22 protein-coding genes are annotated in these 18798 nt (G+C 53.1%); 15 read left to right on the top strand and 7 right to left on the bottom strand.

The window, feature by feature from the left end:
- From LBF07_RS00005 to LBF07_RS00025, 5 genes are all read left to right on the top strand, one after another.
- Positions 1–1440, top strand: coding sequence for a GGDEF domain-containing protein (locus tag LBF07_RS00005; RefSeq protein ID WP_094935489.1), 1440 nt, complete (start codon positions 1–3; stop codon positions 1438–1440).
- Between the two features lie 119 nt (positions 1441–1559).
- The gene (locus LBF07_RS00010; RefSeq protein ID WP_094935490.1) at positions 1560–2525 is read left to right on the top strand and encodes a sensor domain-containing diguanylate cyclase; all 966 of its coding nucleotides are present in this window, start codon (positions 1560–1562) and stop codon (positions 2523–2525) included.
- An 82-nt stretch (positions 2526–2607) separates the two neighbouring features.
- On the top strand, positions 2608–3135 hold the full coding sequence (locus LBF07_RS00015; RefSeq protein ID WP_094935491.1) for a GNAT family N-acetyltransferase: 528 nt from the start codon (positions 2608–2610) through the stop codon (positions 3133–3135).
- Positions 3136–3253: 118 nt separating this feature from the next.
- Entirely contained in the window at positions 3254–4705 is a 1452-nt protein-coding gene (locus LBF07_RS00020; protein ID WP_094935492.1) for a tagaturonate reductase, read from the top strand.
- Positions 4706–4905: 200 nt separating this feature from the next.
- Positions 4906–5820, top strand: a complete 915-nt coding sequence (locus tag LBF07_RS00025) for a bestrophin family protein (RefSeq protein WP_033145546.1) — start codon at positions 4906–4908, stop codon at positions 5818–5820.
- On the opposite strand, the gene LBF07_RS00030 is transcribed toward LBF07_RS00025, so the two are convergent.
- Complete coding sequence (locus LBF07_RS00030; protein WP_094935493.1) at positions 5808–6356, bottom strand: GNAT family N-acetyltransferase; 549 nt, start codon at positions 6354–6356, stop codon at positions 5808–5810. The two genes, LBF07_RS00025 and LBF07_RS00030, sit on opposite strands and share 13 nt — an antisense overlap.
- 231 nt (positions 6357–6587) lie before the next feature.
- Between LBF07_RS00030 and LBF07_RS00035 the strand changes: the two genes are divergently transcribed.
- The 8 genes from LBF07_RS00035 (at position 6588) to LBF07_RS00070 (ending at position 13158) form a co-directional block, all read left to right on the top strand.
- The gene (locus LBF07_RS00035) at positions 6588–7091 is read left to right on the top strand and encodes a hypothetical protein (RefSeq protein WP_224435097.1); all 504 of its coding nucleotides are present in this window, start codon (positions 6588–6590) and stop codon (positions 7089–7091) included.
- Positions 7091–7678, top strand: coding sequence for a hypothetical protein (locus LBF07_RS00040; RefSeq protein ID WP_094935494.1), 588 nt, complete (start codon positions 7091–7093; stop codon positions 7676–7678). Before LBF07_RS00035 ends, LBF07_RS00040 begins: the two co-directional genes overlap by 1 nt.
- Before the next feature lie 9 nt (positions 7679–7687).
- Complete coding sequence (locus LBF07_RS00045) at positions 7688–8158, top strand: GNAT family N-acetyltransferase (protein ID WP_094935495.1); 471 nt, start codon at positions 7688–7690, stop codon at positions 8156–8158.
- A gap of 12 nt (positions 8159–8170) precedes the next feature.
- Positions 8171–8611, top strand: a complete 441-nt coding sequence (locus tag LBF07_RS00050; protein WP_094935496.1) for a GNAT family N-acetyltransferase — start codon at positions 8171–8173, stop codon at positions 8609–8611.
- Positions 8612–8756: 145 nt separating this feature from the next.
- The gene (locus LBF07_RS00055; RefSeq protein WP_045888366.1) at positions 8757–9752 is read left to right on the top strand and encodes an alpha/beta fold hydrolase; all 996 of its coding nucleotides are present in this window, start codon (positions 8757–8759) and stop codon (positions 9750–9752) included.
- A gap of 44 nt (positions 9753–9796) precedes the next feature.
- Entirely contained in the window at positions 9797–10537 is a 741-nt protein-coding gene (locus tag LBF07_RS00060; RefSeq protein WP_033145553.1) for a response regulator, read from the top strand.
- Entirely contained in the window at positions 10534–11832 is a 1299-nt protein-coding gene (locus LBF07_RS00065) for an ATP-binding protein (RefSeq protein WP_094935497.1), read from the top strand. Before LBF07_RS00060 ends, LBF07_RS00065 begins: the two co-directional genes overlap by 4 nt.
- A gap of 135 nt (positions 11833–11967) precedes the next feature.
- Positions 11968–13158: a cytochrome c biogenesis protein/redoxin gene (locus LBF07_RS00070; protein ID WP_094935498.1), complete on the top strand. Its 1191-nt coding sequence runs from the start codon at positions 11968–11970 to the stop codon at positions 13156–13158.
- Positions 13159–13162: 4 nt separating this feature from the next.
- On the opposite strand, the gene tam is transcribed toward LBF07_RS00070, so the two are convergent.
- Positions 13163–13921, bottom strand: a complete 759-nt coding sequence (gene tam / locus LBF07_RS00075) for a trans-aconitate 2-methyltransferase (protein ID WP_048981351.1) — start codon at positions 13919–13921, stop codon at positions 13163–13165.
- A gap of 383 nt (positions 13922–14304) precedes the next feature.
- Here tam and LBF07_RS00080 point away from each other — a divergent pair, with 383 nt between their 5' ends.
- Positions 14305–14943 carry an acyl-homoserine-lactone synthase gene (locus LBF07_RS00080; RefSeq protein ID WP_087822586.1) on the top strand — a complete coding sequence of 213 codons (639 nt, stop codon included), beginning with the start codon at positions 14305–14307 and terminating at the stop codon, positions 14941–14943.
- Positions 14944–14957: 14 nt separating this feature from the next.
- On the opposite strand, the gene LBF07_RS00085 is transcribed toward LBF07_RS00080, so the two are convergent.
- The gene (locus LBF07_RS00085) at positions 14958–15650 is read right to left on the bottom strand and encodes a LuxR family transcriptional regulator (protein WP_023311808.1); all 693 of its coding nucleotides are present in this window, start codon (positions 15648–15650) and stop codon (positions 14958–14960) included.
- Positions 15651–15952: 302 nt separating this feature from the next.
- Positions 15953–16537, bottom strand: coding sequence for an NUDIX domain-containing protein (locus tag LBF07_RS00090; RefSeq protein WP_094935499.1), 585 nt, complete (start codon positions 16535–16537; stop codon positions 15953–15955).
- A gap of 86 nt (positions 16538–16623) precedes the next feature.
- Here LBF07_RS00090 and LBF07_RS00095 point away from each other — a divergent pair, with 86 nt between their 5' ends.
- Entirely contained in the window at positions 16624–17391 is a 768-nt protein-coding gene (locus LBF07_RS00095; protein ID WP_094935500.1) for a DeoR/GlpR family DNA-binding transcription regulator, read from the top strand.
- A 12-nt stretch (positions 17392–17403) separates the two neighbouring features.
- Here LBF07_RS00095 and LBF07_RS00100 read toward each other — a convergent pair whose 3' ends face one another.
- The 3 genes from LBF07_RS00100 to LBF07_RS00110 form a co-directional block, all read right to left on the bottom strand.
- Positions 17404–17775, bottom strand: coding sequence for a VOC family protein (locus tag LBF07_RS00100; protein ID WP_094935501.1), 372 nt, complete (start codon positions 17773–17775; stop codon positions 17404–17406).
- 87 nt (positions 17776–17862) lie between these two features.
- Positions 17863–18291, bottom strand: coding sequence for a DUF4354 family protein (locus LBF07_RS00105; RefSeq protein WP_048981345.1), 429 nt, complete (start codon positions 18289–18291; stop codon positions 17863–17865).
- A 37-nt stretch (positions 18292–18328) separates the two neighbouring features.
- Positions 18329–18772 (bottom strand): PACE efflux transporter, encoded by a 444-nt coding sequence (locus tag LBF07_RS00110; protein ID WP_033145563.1) that lies wholly within the window; start codon positions 18770–18772, stop codon positions 18329–18331.
- Between the last annotated feature and the right edge of the window lie 26 nt (positions 18773–18798).

The following is an 18798-nucleotide window of genomic DNA, read 5'->3' on the forward strand; positions in this document are numbered from 1 at the left end:
ATGCGTTCTGCTCTTACCGCTTTCAGGCCGTTCCAGGTTGACACGCCGCTGCGAAATGCAGCGACGATCTTCATCCTCACCACCTTATTCTATTTTGTGGGCGCGGAATTACGGCTCGTTGAGGCCCTGTCGCTGTTCTGGCCGCTGAACGGCGTCATGGCAGGGATCTTCGCCCGCTATGTTTACCTGAATCGCCTGCATTACTATGCGGTATGTTATGTCGCGATGCTGTTGTACGACGCGGTTACGACCAACTGGGGTATGGCCTCCGTGGTGATCAACCTGTCAAACATGATCTTTATCGTCGTCGTCGCCGTGCTGGTTCAGCGCGACAAGCGGCTGATGAAGAAAACCCCCGATCCGCTTAACGCGCTACGCCTGTTTAACTACTGTCTGATTGCCGCGCTGCTTTGCGCCTTGCTCGGCGCGGTAGGGTCGGTCGGGATTGACAGTCATACTTTCTGGCCGCTATTTGCCGACTGGTTTAGCGAGCAGTTCTCAACCGGCGTGCTTGTTGTGCCCTGTATGCTCACGTTGCGTATGCTCGGGCGTGAACTCAGGCTCCGTCTGGAGCAGCTGCTGCCGGTAATTGCGCTGATCGTCTCGGTGATCGCGTCGGTGGTGATTGGCGGAGCGGGGAGCCTCTCGTTTCCTCTGCCTGCGCTTATCTGGTGTGCGGTTCGCTACTCGTTGCCTGCGACCTGTCTGCTGACGTTTATCACGGGGGCCACTGAAATCATTCTGGTCGCCAACTCGATCATTAATATTGCCGTGGCGACGCCGTTTACGACGCCAATGATGTTTTCAGCCCGGCTGGGGATCGCCACGATGGCGATCTGCCCGGTGATGGTTTCCGTCAGCATGGCGGCGATTAATTCCCTGATCCGTCAGGTTTCGCTGAGGGCGGATTATGACTTTTTAACGCACGTCTACTCGCGTTCCGGGCTTTACGAGGCGTTAAAGCATGAAGAGACGTACCGGCACACGCGTTTTCTGACCGTCATGCTGCTGGATATTGATTATTTCAAGAGCATTAATGATAACTACGGCCACGAGTGCGGAGATCGCGTGCTGGCGTCGTTTGCCCGACAGGTGCAGCAGGTCGTCGGCGAAGACGGCATGGTGGCGCGCATGGGCGGGGAAGAGTTCGCCGTGGTGGTCAATTCAGGCGACGCGCAGCACGGTTTTGAACTGGCTGAACGTATCCGATCCACCGTTGCCGGCCATCCTTTTACATGGCGTCACCAGACGCTCTATCTGACGGTCAGCATTGGCCTCGGCAGCGGAAAGGCCGAGTCCTGGCAGCTGACCGAGGTCTTCAACAAGCTCATGGCCGAAGCGGACGATCATCTCTATCGTTCCAAAAAAGCGGGTCGAAACCGTACCAGCGCCCGGGTGGCGGACGAGCAAATTGCCGCGCCCTCCGGGAGTGAAACATAGCTGCGTTAATCGTCATAAGGCATTGACGTGAATAGTAAGCGGCTTAACAGGACGTCAGAACACTGACAATGTCTCTGTTTAAGCTACGCTTTTAGTAACGCTTTACGTCAGGAGACATTATGAAAGCACCTGCAACCCCTGAAAATGAAACAGACAGACTCAACTCGCTACGAGAATCAGGTCTGCTTGAGATCGACAGCTCCCCGGCGTTTGACCGCTTAACGCGTCTGGCAAAACGCTTCTTCCAGGTGCCGCTGGCGATGGTCAATCTCATTGATGAGCATTCGCTGATCGTGAAGTCGGCCGATGGTCAGGCACCCGGAAGCGTTCCGCGTAATATCTCATTTTGCGGGCATACGATCCTCACCGAAGCGCCGCTGGTGGTGGGGGATATGCTTCAGGACGATCGCTTTGCGGATAACCCGCTGGTGGCCGGTGAGCCTCGCGTGCGGTTTTACGCGGGCTTCCCGCTGCGCCTGCGCGACGGCGCAAGCGTTGGCTCGCTGTGCCTGATTGATTACGCTCCCCGCGAGTTTTCTGCCGCCGACCTCGCCGTGCTGGGTGACCTTGGCGCGCTGGCAGAGGATGAGTTTGCTGCCATCAGCGCGGCGACCACGGACGAATTAACCGGGTTATTCAACCGTCGGGGCTTTAATCAGCTCGTGCGGTTCACGCTTTCCGTTGCCCGGCGTCGCGCTGAGCCGCTCACGCTCGGCTGGCTGGATTTGGATCGCTTTAAGGAAATTAACGATCGCTTCGGGCATGAAGAGGGGGATAAGGCGCTGAAAGCGATGGCGCAGCTGATGCGCGCCTCTTTCCGTGAGGCGGATCTGCTGGTGCGTTTTGGCGGGGACGAGTTCGCCGTGCTGTTCGCGGATACGGATGAGCAGGGCGCCTGGATTGCCATGCAGTATCTTGCCGAGCAGGTAGAAAATTATAACGCCCGCAAGCTACATCCCTGGTCGCTCCATTTCTCGTGGGGGCTCAGTGAATTCGATCATAACGGCAACGACCTGCAGCAGTGGTTAAAAGAGGCCGATGAAAAGATGTATGCCATGAAACAGCAGCGACAGCACTCCCGGTAACATAACAAAAGCGTATGTCCGATCCGTTTGCGTTAAGAAGATGTTAAATGCACAGTGACGGTATTCAACGTAAGGAAAAACAATGAATACCTCACTGCAAATCAAAAACCTCACCCGAGACGACATTCTCACCCATCTTGATGCGCTGGCCGGGATCCTCGAAAACTGTGTGAACGGCGGGGCATCCGTCAGCTTTATGCTTCCCTTTAGTCTGGATAAGGCTCGTTCGTTCTGGCGCGGCATCGCTGAAAGCGTAGGGCGCAACGAGCGTCTGGTGCTGGCCTGTGTCGACCCGCAGGACGGCGTCATCGGTACGGTGCAGCTGATCGTCGACCAGCCGGAAAACCAGCCGCATCGCGCCGATGTGGCGAAGCTGCTGGTTCACGAGAAAGCCCGCCGCAAAGGTGCCGCGATGGCCTTGATGGAAGCGCTTGAAGCGGAGGCGCGGGCCAGAAATATTTCGGTTCTGGTGCTCGATACCTCCACCGGCAGCGGCGCCGAGACGTTCTACCAGCGTGCCGGCTGGCAAAAGGTGGGGGAGATCCCGCGCTATGCCCTGATGCCGGACGGCGCCATGACGGCCACGTCCGTGTTCTATAAGTTCTTATGATTATTTTGTACAACTACGCCGTCCATTGATCAAAACAGGGTTTCTGGTCGTTAAGTTTTGATAAGTTATCGTACCAATCTTATCAGGCTGTATGACTAATCATAAAAGGAACCCTCTTGTGAACACGCTCAACCGTCGTGATTTTCCCGGTGCTCAATACCCGGAACGCATTATTCAGTTTGGTGAAGGCAACTTCCTGCGTGCGTTTGTCGACTGGCAAATTGACCTGCTAAATGAACATACCGATCTTAACGCCGGAGTGGTTATCGTTCGTCCTATTCAGAGCGACTTCCCGCCGTCGCTGAACACTCAGGATGGTCTCTACACCACTATCATTCGTGGCCTGAACGGGCAGGGTAAAGCGGTGAGTGAGAGCCGTCTTATCCGCTCGGTTAACCGGGAGATCGACGTCTACGGCCAGTATGATGCGTTCCTGAAACTGGCGCACAATCCGGACATGCGCTTTGTTTTCTCGAACACCACCGAAGCGGGTATTAGCTACCACGCGGGTGACCGATTCGACGATGCCCCTGCGGTGAGCTACCCGGCGAAGCTGACGCGACTGCTGTTTGAGCGTTATAGCCACTTCAACGGTGCAGCGGATAAAGGCTGGATCATCATTCCGTGCGAGCTGATTGACTACAACGGTGATGCGCTGCGCGAACTCGTCCTGCGCTATGCCCGCGAATGGGCGCTGCCTGCCGCCTTTATCCAGTGGCTTAACGAGGCGAACAGCTTCTGCTCGACGCTGGTTGACCGTATCGTGACCGGTTACCCGCGCGACGAAGCGGCCACGCTGGAGGCTGAGCTGGGTTATCACGATGGTTTCCTGGATACGGCTGAACATTTCTATCTGTTCGTTATCCAGGGGCCGGCATCTCTTGCGCAGGAACTTCGTCTGGATAAGTACCCGTTGAATGTGCTGATTGTCGACGACATCAGACCGTACAAAGAGCGCAAAGTCGCTATCCTGAACGGCGCGCATACGGCGCTGGTGCCGGTGGCATTCCAGGCTGGGTTAGAGACGGTAGGCGAGGCGATGAATGATGCCGAGATCTGCGCGTTTGTCGAAAAAGCGATTTATCAGGAGATCATTCCGGTCCTCGATCTGCCGCGTGACGAGCTGGAATCTTTTGCCAGCGCGGTAACAGGGCGTTTCCGCAACCCTTACATCAGACACCAGCTGCTTTCCATTGCGCTTAACGGCATGACCAAATACCGCACCCGCATCCTGCCGCAGCTGCTGGCAGGGCAGAAGGCAAGCGGACAACTGCCGGCGCGTCTGACGTTCGCGCTGGCTGCATTGATAGCGTTTTATCGCGGGGAGCGTAACGGGGAAAACTACCCGGTACAGGATGATGCATTCTGGCTGGAACGTTATCAACAGCTGTGGGCGCAGCATCGCGACCAGCAGTTGAGCACCCGTGAGCTGGTTCAGGCCGTATTGAGCGTGAGCGAGCACTGGGAACAGGATCTTACGCAGGTCTCCGGACTTGTCGACCAGGTCACCCTGGATCTTGACGCCATTCTCCTGAAGGGAATGCGCGCAGCGGTGAACCCCCTTTGCTAATGACGTTACCCGGCTTCGGCCGGGTTTAATTACACCTTATTTTAGTTACAACATACTATATGCTCTTTTTTTAAAACCGCATGCAGCACCGTGCGGTTATCGCTAAGCAGGTCATAAAATTCAATGTCCCGTTAACATGCTTGCAACCGTGAGGGAGATCACGTTTAATAGCCACGCTCTTTTCCTTCCTGAAACTCACTATGATTGTTCGTCCTAAACAGCACTGGCTACAACTGATTTTTGTCTGGCACGGCTCGGTACTTCCCAAAATTTACACCCGACTGCTGCTGAACTTCCTGCTTTCAATCGCCGTTATCCTGATGCTGCCGTGGTATACCTCGCTGGGCATCAAATTTACCGTGGCGCCATTTAGCATTCTCGGCGTGGCGATCGCTATCTTTCTCGGTTTCAGAAACAACGCCTGTTATTCGCGCTACGTTGAGGCTCGCCTGCTTTGGGGGCAGTTGATGATAGCGGCACGCTCGCTGTTTCGCGAGGTGAAAAACACCTTGCCTGACGATAAGCACCTGGGGGAATTTGTCCGCCTGCAGATAGCTTTTGCCAACTGCCTGCGTATGACCCTGCGCCGGGACCTGAACGCCGAACAGCTTTCTCGCTATCTTGCTCCGGACGATTTGCGTCACGTGATGAGCGCCAACTCGCCGGCGAACCGCATTTTACTGATCATGGGGGAGTGGCTGGCCGTGCGGCGGCGTAACGGGCAGCTTTCAGACATCCTGTTCCACAGCCTGAACAACCGTCTGAACGATATGTCCATCGTCCTCTCCGGCTGCGAGCGCATTGCGACTACGCCGGTGCCGTTTGCCTATACGCTGATTTTGCACCGCACGGTCTATCTGTTCTGCATCATGCTGCCGTTCGCGCTGGTTGTAGATCTGCACTACATGACGCCGTTTGTCTCGGCGCTGATCTCATATACCTTTATCTCGCTGGACACCCTGGCGGAAGAGCTGGAAGACCCGTTCGGCACAGAAGATAACGATCTGCCGCTGGACGCCATCTGCAACATGATGGAACGCGATCTGCTGCAGATGAACGATGAAGAGAACATTCCTGAAAGGCTGATGCCGGATAAGTATTATCAGCTGACCTGACGGGCGTTCCACTCGTCGCGGGTGATCTCCCACAGTTCGGAATCCAGCATGCCGCTGACGTAGTCTTTCTTTTCCGTCCTGATAAGCCGCATGCCGCTACTGTCTGAAATACGCCGGGAGCGGCTGTTGGCGGCGGCTTTCGGGGCGCGTAATACGGGTTTGTTTAGCGTATTGAACCAGTAATCCGTCGCGGCAATGCTGGCCTCGCGCATGTATCCCTGGCCCTGAAACTCCGGGGCCAACCAGAATCCACGGTTGTTATCTTCGACGTCATACAAACAGATAATACCCATCAACTCATCCGGCACCTCGCGACGACGGATGCTCCAGAACCAGGCGATCCCTTTTGCCATATCAGGCAGCGCCACGTTGTTGACATAGTTTTCCGCGCCGTTATCCGGGTAGGGCCAGGGCACGGAAGAGACCATATAGCGGACGATCTCCCAGCGCGGATAACGCTTTTGTATCTGGGCCGCATCTTCGGCAACCAGCGGTTTTAGCAATAAGCGTTCTGTCGTGAGCGTCGGTATCGTCATCCGCGGATCTCCATATTTAAGCGTTATGCTTTTGTTTGCGTTCTGGTATTTTCACTTCTACCACATTCTATTTAGTTGCGTTGAAACTTATTTACTACCAAAATTTTGCTCTGCATAGCGCTCGATTACCGTCAGATTAGTTGGGTTAACTTACCCATCCACATAAGGAGTAATGTATGGTTTTGCCTGGAATGGGTAGCGATTGGCTACGCAGGAACCCTTGCGACCGGGTTGCAATGCGTTAACGGCCTTTATCGTATCTATGATTTGGTTGAAAACGGTGGCGGTAATGTTGCCTGGCTCGATACGCAAGAATGGTACGTCGCCACCTCAACTTCACTGGATGTAATTTCGTTAGCAAGTGCAGGAGGGGCGCTAAAAGAAGCAGTTACCACCTGGCGTGCAATGAAATCTATATCTTCCTTGAAAGCCACTGAGTGGTTAAAAAGTTATCCTCGTCAGGATCGCGCTCGTTTGACCGAATTGATAATTCGCGCGCAAAACCCCGGTATAAGCAACAAGGAAATTAAGGCACTTATACGCGCTGGTCTTTATCCGAAACGATTTCCAACCGGGCCTGTTCAGGTAGAGCTCACTCGACAACTTGGGCAAGTGGTTACAAGTGCCGCAGCATTGGCCGGGAGTGCTGTGAGTGGCGTTATTGCAGCGCCCAGTAATTTACCACGGACCGGTAAATACATTATCGGTACCATTCACTCACTGGCGGTATTCTGATGAAGTTTTTGAGTTTTTTAACCGGACGGGTTTTCCAGGATCTCCTGCAGCATGGCAAAGAGGTAGAGGAGGCTATTGGTCAGCGTGATACCCGTCTCTTGAATTATTCCACGCCAGAGCTGGAACGGTATTTTTCGCGTCCTCTCAGCGAGCTTCCGCGTCAAAATCCTTATCCAGTAGCGGTGCTGTTACCTCTGTTTTTAGTGGCGTTTGCGTTAAACCTTCTGCCTTTTCTCAGCGCGTTGCAGGGGTTGTCACCTTTACATCATGCATTGAGCTTTTTCGTACCATCATTGACGATGACAGGCGCGCTCATTGTGATAAGCGTACTCCTGGCTCGTGGGAAGACGTCGGGATTGTTGGGGTTTAGGGCGTTGTTCATCATTCTGCTGATAACGACCCTCGTTCATGTTTTACATATCCTGCTTTCGCATAACGGAGGCCTTTGGCCGCTGGTCATCGCATCCTTCGCACTGTTATTTTGTCGGGTGGTGATGAACAGCAGCGGCTTTGTGCTGTTTACGCTCTATTGTCGTACTCAGCGTCTTGCCAGACTGGCACGGGAAATGCGACTAAAAAGCCGTTAAAGAGGGGTTATGACTTTACGAAAAGCTAAGCCACAGGAAGCCGAAATACTCTGGAATATTCGCAATCAGGCGATTCGTCACGGCTGTAAAACCAGTTACGACGCCGACGTCATTGCGCGCTGGACGCCGGATCTCATGCCCAAACACTATCGGCAGATGGTCATTGAATACCCTTTTTACGTGGTGGAAGATGAAACGGGCGACGTTGCGGCGACCGGCTATCTGGATCTGGATACCCACTGTCTGGAGGCGATATTCACCTTGCCCGCGGCATTCGGTAAAGGCATGGCGACCCGGATTATCGAGGCGCTAAAAAATGAGGCCCGCAGCCGGGGGATAACCCGCCTGAGGCTGGATGCAACGCCTAACGCCCAGTCGTTTTATCAGAAACTGGGGTTTGTCACGCTGAGCGAAACCTATCATCACTCGCGTATGGCAGGTGTTGATTTACGCTGTTTCGAAATGGCGATCGATTTGTAATGTGAGGAACACATGGCTGTCACGGTAAGACCTCTATGCGAAGACGATTACTCCCAATGGCGACCGCTGTGGGATGGCTATACCCATTTTTATGATTGTTACCTCGAGGAATCCGTCACCGCATCGACATGGGAAAGGGCGCTCTCAGCGCATTCCTCGATGTTTTGCCGCGTGGTAGAGAAGGATGAAAAGGTCATCGGTTTCGCGATGTGCATTCTGCACGAAGGAACCTGGTCAACGGCCCCCGTTTGCTACCTGGAAGATCTGTTTGTTGATGCCGACGAACGCGGGGCGGGAGCCGGTAAGGCGCTTATTGATGCTCTGATTGCGGAAGGCAAGCGCGAAGGGTGGTCAAAGCTGTACTGGGTCACCCGGGAGAACAACCCGGCTCGTAAACTCTATGACAAATATGGCGAAGCTGACGATTACGTCCGCTATCGGCTCTCGCTTTAAGGTGACAAGGCCTGGGTTTGTATCACACTGTATCTGCGTCGCTGATACATACACAGGCTTGCAATAAACCCGCTTTCGCACATATCCGCTATACATTGCCGTGTTGTTATATCCCCGTGAACTGTACTCAACCGGAGATACCAACATGTTTAGCAAACTCGCCTACTCAACTCTCGCACTGACCGTTTCTCTTGGCACCGTGATGTCCTGTCAGGCTGAAGTCACCGGCACAAATTTCGCGGCAGCCTTTGATCATCCGCAGCAAATTAACGCCGGCGATCTGAATGTCGGTTATGTCGACATCGGCCCGAAAAACGGCCAGCCGGTTATTTTACTGCACGGCTGGCCTTACGATATTCACAGCTACGCCGACGTCGCCCCCGCGCTGGCGGCAAAAGGCTATCGGGTGATTGTGCCTTCTCTGCGCGGCTACGGCACCACGCGCTTCCTGTCTGCCAAAACGCCGCGCAACGGCCAGCCTTCAGCCATGGCGAAAGATATTGTGAACCTGATGGATGCCCTGAATATTAAGCAGGCGGTATTTGCAGGATATGACTGGGGTGCTCGTACGGCGGATATCGTTGCGGCGCTGTGGCCAGAGCGCGTTAAGTCACTGGTGTCGGTGAGCGGGTATCTCATCAGCAGCCAGCAGATTGGCAAACAGCCGCTGCCGCCAAAAGCGGAGCAGCAGTGGTGGTATCAGTTCTATTTCGCTACCGCGCGCGGTGCTGATGGCTATGCCAAAAACACGCATGACTTCGCCCGTTTGATCTGGTCTCAGGCCTCGCCTGACTGGAAATTTAGTGATGCTGTCTTCAACGCCAGCGCCAAATCCCTCGATAACCCGGACCACGTCGCGGTGACGCTTAGCAACTATCGCTGGCGTTTAGGGCTGGAAAAAGGCGAGCGCAAATACGACAGCTACGAGCAAAAACTCGCTACGCTGCCGAATATCACCGTTCCAACGATCACCATCGAAGGTGGGAACAACGGTGCGCCGCATCCGGCTCCGCAGGCCTACGCGGGTAAATTTACCGGTAAATATGAGCACCGCACCTTCGGGGCAAACGTGGGGCACAATCCGCCTCAGGAAGATCCGCAGGATTTCGTCAAGGCCGTCGTTGACGCGGACAAGCTCTGAAATGTGCTATTTTCAGTACGTTACCCTTCGGTCTGGAGATTTCGGTGGAGCATATTGATCATATCCTTGTCGTCGATGACGACAGGGATATTCGTGAACTGATTGTCGATTATCTCGTTAAGTCTGGCTATCGCGCGACGGGCGCGGCAAACGGCAAAGAGATGCGCGTCGTGCTGGATAAACAGCATATCGACCTGGTTGTGCTGGATGTCATGATGCCCGGCGACGACGGGCTTACGTTATGTCGAGAGCTACGCGTCGGGAAATACAAAGATCTGCCCATTCTGATGCTGACGGCCCGCAACGAGGAGACGGACAGGATCCTGGGTCTGGAGATGGGCGCGGATGACTACGTGGTGAAGCCGTTTGTCGCCCGCGAACTGCTGGCGCGTATCAAAGCGATTTTACGACGTTTTCGCACGATGCCGCCCAATTTGCAGGTGACAGAAGCCGGGCGGCTGGTGATGTTCGGTGAATGGCAGCTCGATACCGTTGCCCGTCACTTAATCGATCCGGAAGGGGTGATCGTCGCGCTCAGCGGGGCGGAGTATCGCCTGCTGCGCGTTTTCCTTGACCATCCTCAGCGTGTGCTGACCCGCGATCAGCTGCTCAACCTGACGCAGGGGCGAGACGCCGAGCTGTTTGAACGTTCAATCGACCTGCTGGTTAGCCGGGTCCGCCAGCGCCTGAACGAAGATGCCCGCACGCCCGCCTATATCAAGACCGTGCGCAGCGAGGGATACGTTTTTACCATGCCGGTGACCATCAAAGAGGCTAACGAATGACGCTCTGGCCACGCTCGCTGCTGGCCCGCCTGCTGCTCGTCGTGCTGTCCGGCCTGCTGCTGGCCAACGCCCTGAGCCTGACGCTGGTCATGATTGAACGAATGCACAGCGCCAGAACGGTGATGCTCGGTAATCTGGAAAACGACGTCGCAACCAGTGTCGCCATTTTAGACCGCTTACCGGCCAGCGAGCGCGCGGCCTGGCTTCCGCGCCTCGAACGGGGTAATTATCGCTATATTCTGGGGCCGGGAGAGCCCGGCAACGCGCCGGCGGATAAGCGTTCGCAGGACGCCATCCGAACCTTAAAAGCGACGCTTGCGACACAGTACCCGCTCAGCTTCACCGCCGTTCCCGGTGCCGTTTCACACATCCAGGCGCATCTGACGCTGCGCGACGGCGCGCCGCTGACCATTGACCTGATCCCACGCATGCCGCCGGTCGCCAGCTGGCTGCCCGTAGTGCTGATCCTGCAGCTGCTGTTGCTGGCTGCGTGCGCCTGGATTGCCGTGCGGCAGGTGGTGCGGCCTTTTTCACAATTTACCCGCGCGGTGGATTCGCTGGATCCGGCGGCCAGCACGCCAATGACGGAGAAAGGGCCGCTGGAGGTGCAGCGTGCAGCGCATGCCTTCAACGCGATGCAGGCGCGCATTCAGTCTTATCTCCGGGAGCGCGCGCAGATCCTGGCGTCCATTTCTCACGATCTTCAGACGCCGATTACCCGCATGAAGCTGCGCGTCGAGATGGCAGGGGAACCTGAGCTTCGCGACAAGCTCCTGAACGATCTTGATAGCATGACGCGTCTTGTTCGCGAAGGTATTGCGTATGCCCGGTCATCAGAATCCCTGGAAGAGACCCCGCTGAAGCTGGAGCTGAACGCCTGGGTCAACAGCATCGCCTGCGATTACCAGGACATCGGTAAAAACGTGCAGCTTCAGGCAAACGATACTCGCTTACCGATCGTTACGCGTCCGCAGGCGCTTCGTCGGGTGATGACCAACCTGCTGGATAACGCTCTTAAGTTCGGTGAGTATGCCGTTATTGCCATTGATAATTCGTCTTCCGAAGAGGTGGTGATTCACATCACTGACGGCGGACCGGGAATACCCGATGACGAACTTGAGGCGGTATTACAGCCGTTTTACCGGGTGGAAACATCGCGCAACCGCGATACCGGCGGAACAGGACTCGGACTGGCGATTGCCGCGCAGCTCACCGCTCAGCTGGACGGAAAGCTCAACCTGACGAACCGTGCCGGAGGCGGACTGGATGTTTCCATTACGCTACCGCGCCGTTAATTGTACGGCTTTGTATCTCCCGGCCCGGGTGATACAGAGCCAGACAAAATCTGCGTTTTTACACATATCCTGAACACATCCGCACGATGAAATAGCCTCACTGCAGCGTCGCAGGACTTGTATTGTGAGGTGTCTATGTTTCTGGTAATCGCTTTTCTGGGCGGGATGATAAGCCTGCTCAGTCCATGTACGCTCCCGGTTATCCCACTCCTTTTCGCCGGTTTTCAGGGACAGCGACGACATATTCTGGCCCTGCTGGCGGGGATGATCGTGATGTTCACCCTGGTGGCGATGGCCGTCACCGTCGCCAGCGAGTGGATAGCAGAGGCAACCATCGTCGGGCGCTGGATCGCTCTCGTTATTCTGGCCACGGCCGCGCTGGCCTTAATTTTTCCGTCATTCGCCCAGCGTATTGCGGGTCCGGCCGTCAGCGCGGGAAATGTCCTGAACACCCGAAGCGGGCAAACGCGCGGTATGGCATCGGCTTTTCTGGCCGGGCTCGCGGTGGGGCTGCTCTGGTCTCCCTGCGCCGGTCCCATACTGGGCGCCATTTTCAGCATTAATATCGCGGGCCATTCGGCCATAGCGACGGGCGCGCTGCTGGCGGCCTACGGCAGCGGATGCGCGCTAATGCTGAGCCTGCTCGTTTCAGGAGGCCGCACGCTGATGGCGCCGTTAAGAGCAAAATCGGCGCTGATGGAAAAGCTGCGGCAGGGGGCGGGCGTAGCGATGCTGGCGGCTGTCGTATTCAACGCGACGGGAATGACTTCGCTTCTGACAGGAGCAAACGGCGTTGCGGATCGTCTGGAGACAACACTTTTGACGCTGGCGAAACCCACAGCCGCGCCGGTGAAGCTCCGGCCGGTCGTGATGACAGAGCCCAGCAGCCAGCTGCCTTCGTTAACCGGGGGAACAGGGTGGATAAACGGTGACCCTGTCACGTCTGAATCCCTGCGAGGGAAGGTGGTATTAATTGATTTCTGGACGTGGGATTGCATTAACTGCCAGCATACGCTTCCCCATGTGAGAGACTGGGCCACGAAGTATCAGTCTCAGGGGCTGGTCGTGATTGGGGTTCACACCCCGGAATATCCCTGGGAAAAGCCGCTTTCGTCGGTAAAAACCGCGGTGGAGAAATGGCAGCTGCCGTATCGGGTGGTGACGGATAACAACTATCAAATCTGGAACGCTTTCGGGAACCAGTACTGGCCAGCGCATTACTATTTCGATGCCAAAGGCCAGCTACGCTATACCGCCTTTGGCGAAGGAGATTATGCGCAACAGGAAAAGGTCATTCAGCAGCTGCTGAAAGAAGCCCGGTCATAACCCGTCAGGGCTGGCGTTGCGCCACGATAAACAGCCGCGGAAAAGCGAGCAGTATCTGCCCATTTTCCTGGAGCGGATACTGCTCTTCCAGCAGTTCATGGTAGCGTTTCAGGAAACGTTTCTGCTCGCTCTCGTTCAGTTCCTGGAGCCACGGGCGCAAGCCGGTGGCGCTTACCCAGTCAATAATGGCCTGGTGCGAGCTCATTTTATGGAAATAGGTTGTCCGCCAGATATCCACGTCACAGCCCGCCTCGGACAAGATATCGTAGTAGGCATGCACACCCGGGAGAGGTTCGCGGCCGCGGTCAGGGTAGTCTTGTTCCAGCGCCACTTCGCGCATCGCCACATGAGTAGGTTCAAGCCAGTTGTCAGGCATCTGGATTGCTAATACGCCGTTAAGCGTGAGTAAAGAAACGAGATGAGGCAGGAGATCGTAATGGTCAGGAACCCATTGCAGCGAAGCGTTGGCATAAATCAGGTTCAGCGGCTGGCCAGGCTTATACTGGCGGATATCGGCCTCAACAAAATGGCAGTCAGGCAATGCGGCTCTTGCTTCCTCGAGCATTGCAGGGGAGTTGTCGACCCCGGTAATGTGCGCCGAAGGCCAGCGATGCTTCAACAGCGCGGTGCTGTTTCCCGGCCCGCAGCCTAAATCAGCAATGGTGGATACCTCATCCAGAGGAATTCTGGCGAGCAGTTCAGCGGCAGGACGCGTTCTTTCCGCGCCGTACTGCAGATAAAGAGAGGGATTCCAGTCGGCCATTTTGGTTCTCCGTTTAGCATGCTTCTGCAAGAGTAGCACAGCATTAAGAACAGAGATAATAGGAGAAAAAATAGAAAAAGGAAATATTACCCCTTAAATACTTAAGGGGCAATACTTTAATTGTAATTATTTTATGATTATCGTTTTTTAATATTTTATCGGCTAAGTGCTTCTTACGCTCTGTACCCGAAACTATAAATATTAGATAATCATGAATGGATATATCCCTGGTGTTTCGTAGGTCTTTGACCTCCTGGCCACTGAGTTTCACGAGGACTTAGTGGCCGGGTACTTTTTAAGTATAAGGAATACCATGCACAATGAAAGCTGTCCTAAAAGACAGGGGATAATAGTTTCAGGTGTTATTATCAGGAATAAGAGCAATGAATTCTGTTATTGAGTTTTTTTTGCATGATTACGATGATTTACCGTCAGCATTAGCCCGCGAACTCTTCCGACTCAGGAGAAAAACCTTTCGGGACCGACTCGACTGGAAAGTTGAATGCGTTGAAGATATGGAAAAGGATCGGTTTGACAACCCAAACACGACATACTTGCTGGGTATGTATGAGGGACAGTTGTTATGCGGCGCACGATTCATTAACTCGACGCATCCGACGATGATAAGCGAAATATTTCACAATTATTTTGACGAAGCCATTATTTTCCCGGCAGATGTTCCCTGCTGTGAAATTAGCCGTTTATTTTTAGATAAAGAAACGCGAGACTCCGCAAGTCTGCAGGGCGTGCCCGCCAGTAAGGCATTGTTTCTTGCAATGAATATGTATTGCATAAAGCAAAAATACCATGGAATGTACGCTGTAGCCAGTCGCGGTATGTATGCCATATTTCGCCATGCGAACTGGAAAGTTGAAGTTATTCAACGCGGTGTTTCTGAAAAAGGGGAGGTTATTTACTATATTTATATGCCTGCCAGCACCAGCATTATTGAAGACATTATTAGCAAAGACAAATCCAGTCACTGGCTTCGCGAAATGCTGGAGCATTTACGCCACTTATAACCAGTGGCTGAGGCTCAGTCGTCCAGTAAGCGTAGTTCTGTTCCAAGCTTTATTGCGTGTCTGGCATTATTCACACCGAGCTTTTTCATTACATTTCCCATATGGAACTTAACGGTGCGTTCAGCAATAGACAAAATAACAGAAATTTCTGCGTAGGTTTTCCCGGCGCTGACCCATTTAAGGATTTGTCGCTCACGTGGTGACAGAAAAACATTCTTTTTCTGTTGATGCTGGCTATACAGGTTGAGTGTCTTCTGATGCAGTTGAACAAGGAAGCTTAGAAATTGTGGCCGATATTTTTCTATATCAATACCAGAGTGCTTAGGACTGATGACGGATAAGACGACAAGATTATTCAGATAGTCATGCAGAGGAAAAGTCTGTCCCTGGTAGATATCATACTGGACGCTTTCGTTGAAAATGCGTGTCAGGTTATAACCATCCGACAGGATGACATCACTTTCCCAGAAAAAATCTTCAACACAGCGCAAAGCCCGAATGATAACAGGGTCAATGAACTGATATTTCCTGTCGAGGTAGATATCAAACCACTCGGGGCTGTTATTGATTATCCGCATCTGGGAAGGATCTTTCTTGTTCATAATGGCGTAGGCGAAGACGATCCCTTTGAAATCCTCAAAAAACGCGTCCAGCTCACTCTGAATTAGCGTATTGATCGCTATGTCGTTGTAATATGTATCCTTCACGTGAGTTGCTTGCCTCCTGTTCGAGTGGAGGAGCAAGTATAATATGCTTCGTTATCTGTAGCGAGTCGCATTTTAATCCAGTCAACAGATAAGACAGGCTACCTCAACTGGTAGCCTGGTCAACGTGTGGCATTTCTAATGGTAAATGCAGATGACTCGGCGAATTTTTGAAGATTTTGTCAAATCCCGAAATAGTTCACTAAATATAGTAGGCTGCAAAATTTAGGAGGTTTTCCGCTTTACATTTGAGTAATGGATAAGCGTACCGACCCAGATTCAAAATCAGGATTTTAACCAGCAGTCTACATAATGCCTTTAAGAGCAATATGATAAAGCAGCATGATGGTTTTACCGTCGACAATCTTGCCTGTTTCTATGCCGCGTAATGCCTCTTCAAGCGTCATTTCCAGCACGTCGATATCTTCTCCCTCAGCCTTGATCCCGCCGCCTGCGCCGGTTCTGTCTTTCGGCTGATACTCGGCAAGATAAAAATAGAGTTTTTCCGTGACGGAGCCCGGGCTCATATAGGCTTCAAAGATTTTCTGCAAGCTCGAAACCTGAAACCCTGTCTCTTCTTCCGCTTCTGCTTTTATGCGGCTTTCGGGATCCATGTTGTCCAGCAGTCCCGCCGCGGCTTCGATTAAATCGTCCTCATGGCCGTTGATAAAGACGGGAAAGCGGAACTGGCGCGTCAGGATCACCGTTTTTTCCTCACGGTTGTAGAGAAGAATAGTTGCGCCGTTGCCACGGTCGTAGACCTCCCGTTGCTGTCTTTGCCATTCGCCGTCACGGCGCTGCAGGTCGAAGGTGTATTTTTTAAGGTTGTACCAGTTATCTGACAGGGTTTCACTGTCAATGATGCGCACATCTGCACGTTTTGATTGCACGTTTGTTCCTCCTTACGTAGAGTAATTATCATAAACAGCATTATCGTGCACTTTCAAGATAAAACATGCAACATCAGGAATTCATGATGCTCACCAGTCAGCGAAAACAATTGATCCTCGAAAAGCTCGGCGCAGAAGGTCAGGTCCAGTCAAAAGCACTCAGCATGCTCTTTGACGTTTCTGAAGACACCATTCGGCGTGATTTACGCGAGCTGGCGGCGGAAGGGCGTTTACAGCGGGTTCACGGCGGCGCGCTGCCGTCATCTTCTGCTATTGCTCCCTATGCCGAACGGCAATCCGTGAAGATGGATGCAAAAAAGAGGGTAGCCCGGAAAGGGGCTCAGCTGATTTCATCAGGGCAGGTGGTGATCGTTGACGGTGGCACGACAACTTCAGAGCTGATTACGTTTTTCCCTCCAGACCTGCGCATCACGGTGGTTACGCACAGCCCGAGCATCGCCCTGGGGCTTGTGGATCATCCGTCCATCGAGGTGATTCTGATCGGCGGTCGCTTGTATAAGCACTCCATTGTTGCGGTCGGCGCTGCAGCGATCGAAGGCATCGAAAATATTCATGCAGATCTGTTTTTTATGGGCGTGACCGGGATCCATCCTGAGGCGGGGCTGACAACCGGCGATTTCGAAGAAGCGTGCATCAAACGTGCATTTTCCGGCAGAGCCGCGGAGACGGTCGTCCTGGCTTCCCCGGAAAAGGTCAACACAGCGTCTTCGTTTGTGATTGGCGATGTGTCATCGGTGAACACCATCGTCGTTGAAGACAATACCGATCGGGACTGGATCCGCGCGGTATTGGAAAAAGGGGTCTCCGTCGTGTTGACCTCGGAGAGTGACTGAAAAAGCCTTGTGCTACACGCCCTCCGGCGCATGGCACACAGCCTCAATATTGTGGCCATCGGGCGAGATGACAAACGCGGCATAGTAATTTTCACCGTATGACCTCAGCCCCGGCCCGCCGTTATCGCGTCCACCGGCGCGCAGGGCGGCATGGTAAAACGCATCGACCTGCTGGCGCGTGTTGGCCACAAACGCCAGATGCAGAGGAGCAGGTTTATCATTTGTCTGAAAAAGACAGAACGAAACGTCGCCTGAACTCATTTCGACACCGTAGTCTGGCGTGCCTTCATCAATGAGTTCTACACCAAGCGGCTTAAGCGCATGGAGGAAGAAGGTTTTACTTTTTTCATAATCACTGACGCCGAATTTCACATGATCGAACATGGTTCCTTCCTTTATGAGATGGAGAAATAACCAGTATAGAAGGAGAGTGGGGCGACCATACGAAATAACGTGTCAATGTGACAGTCATCAATTTATGCAGTCTTTTCCGATGCCGAAGCGGACAAATGGCATATTTAAAACGTCAGGGTTTGAGCTGGAAAAATAGACCAATCCGGTTCTGTTGTCCCGCGGGTTGTATTTTTTCAACATTTCAAGCTCAATGCCGGTGCTCATAAATGTTTTCCCGTTTTTATCAAACAGGAAGAAACACATTTTATTATCTTTGCCCGGCTCAATACTTTTACCCGACGCGTTATCAAGCGTAACCTTGTAGCTAACCATATATTTTGCTTCGCCCGTTGTACTGTCCCATTGGCTTCCCTGAGACTCTTTTTGAGCGAAAATGGTTATCCCGGTGAGCTTGTCGTCATGGATCTCTTTCTTAGCGGCCTGAGCCGTCCCGGCGGCCGACAGCGCTAACGCAAGACAAATTCCTTTAGTCAGGAGACTTCGCATTTTTCTTCCTCTTCATTTTTTACATTGATTCACTTAGCTATAACGCCGAACGTTTCCGTCCAACGAACGTCCAGCGCAGGTAGTCGTAAAGCCAGTTAAACAGCATCGTATAGGGCAGGAAAAACAGCACCAGGCCAATCTCAACAAAAAATGCCTCCGTCACGGTCAGGTTCAGCATAACCATTGCCACAGGGATTAAGGAGATGATAAGTCCCGTTTCAAAACCAACCGCATGGATTGCGCGAACGAGAAATGTGCGCTGAAACTGATGTTTTTTCTGCAGGGAATCAAAGAGCTTATTAAAAATAAAATTCCAGACCGTTGCGGTAAGTGCAGATATCACGGACAACGAACCTGACTGAAGTACCGACACGTTCATCAGCCAGGCGAGTGACAGCGCGATGATAACGTTGGCCGTCACTTCAAAAATGACAGCATGGAAAACTCTCTCTTTAAAACTTTTATTTAATTCAATTTCCATTTGCTTACGACAGCGTTTTCAAAAGC

This window comes from Enterobacter cloacae complex sp. ECL352 (genome assembly GCF_020149545.1).
Taxonomy (GTDB): domain Bacteria; phylum Pseudomonadota; class Gammaproteobacteria; order Enterobacterales; family Enterobacteriaceae; genus Enterobacter; species Enterobacter asburiae_B.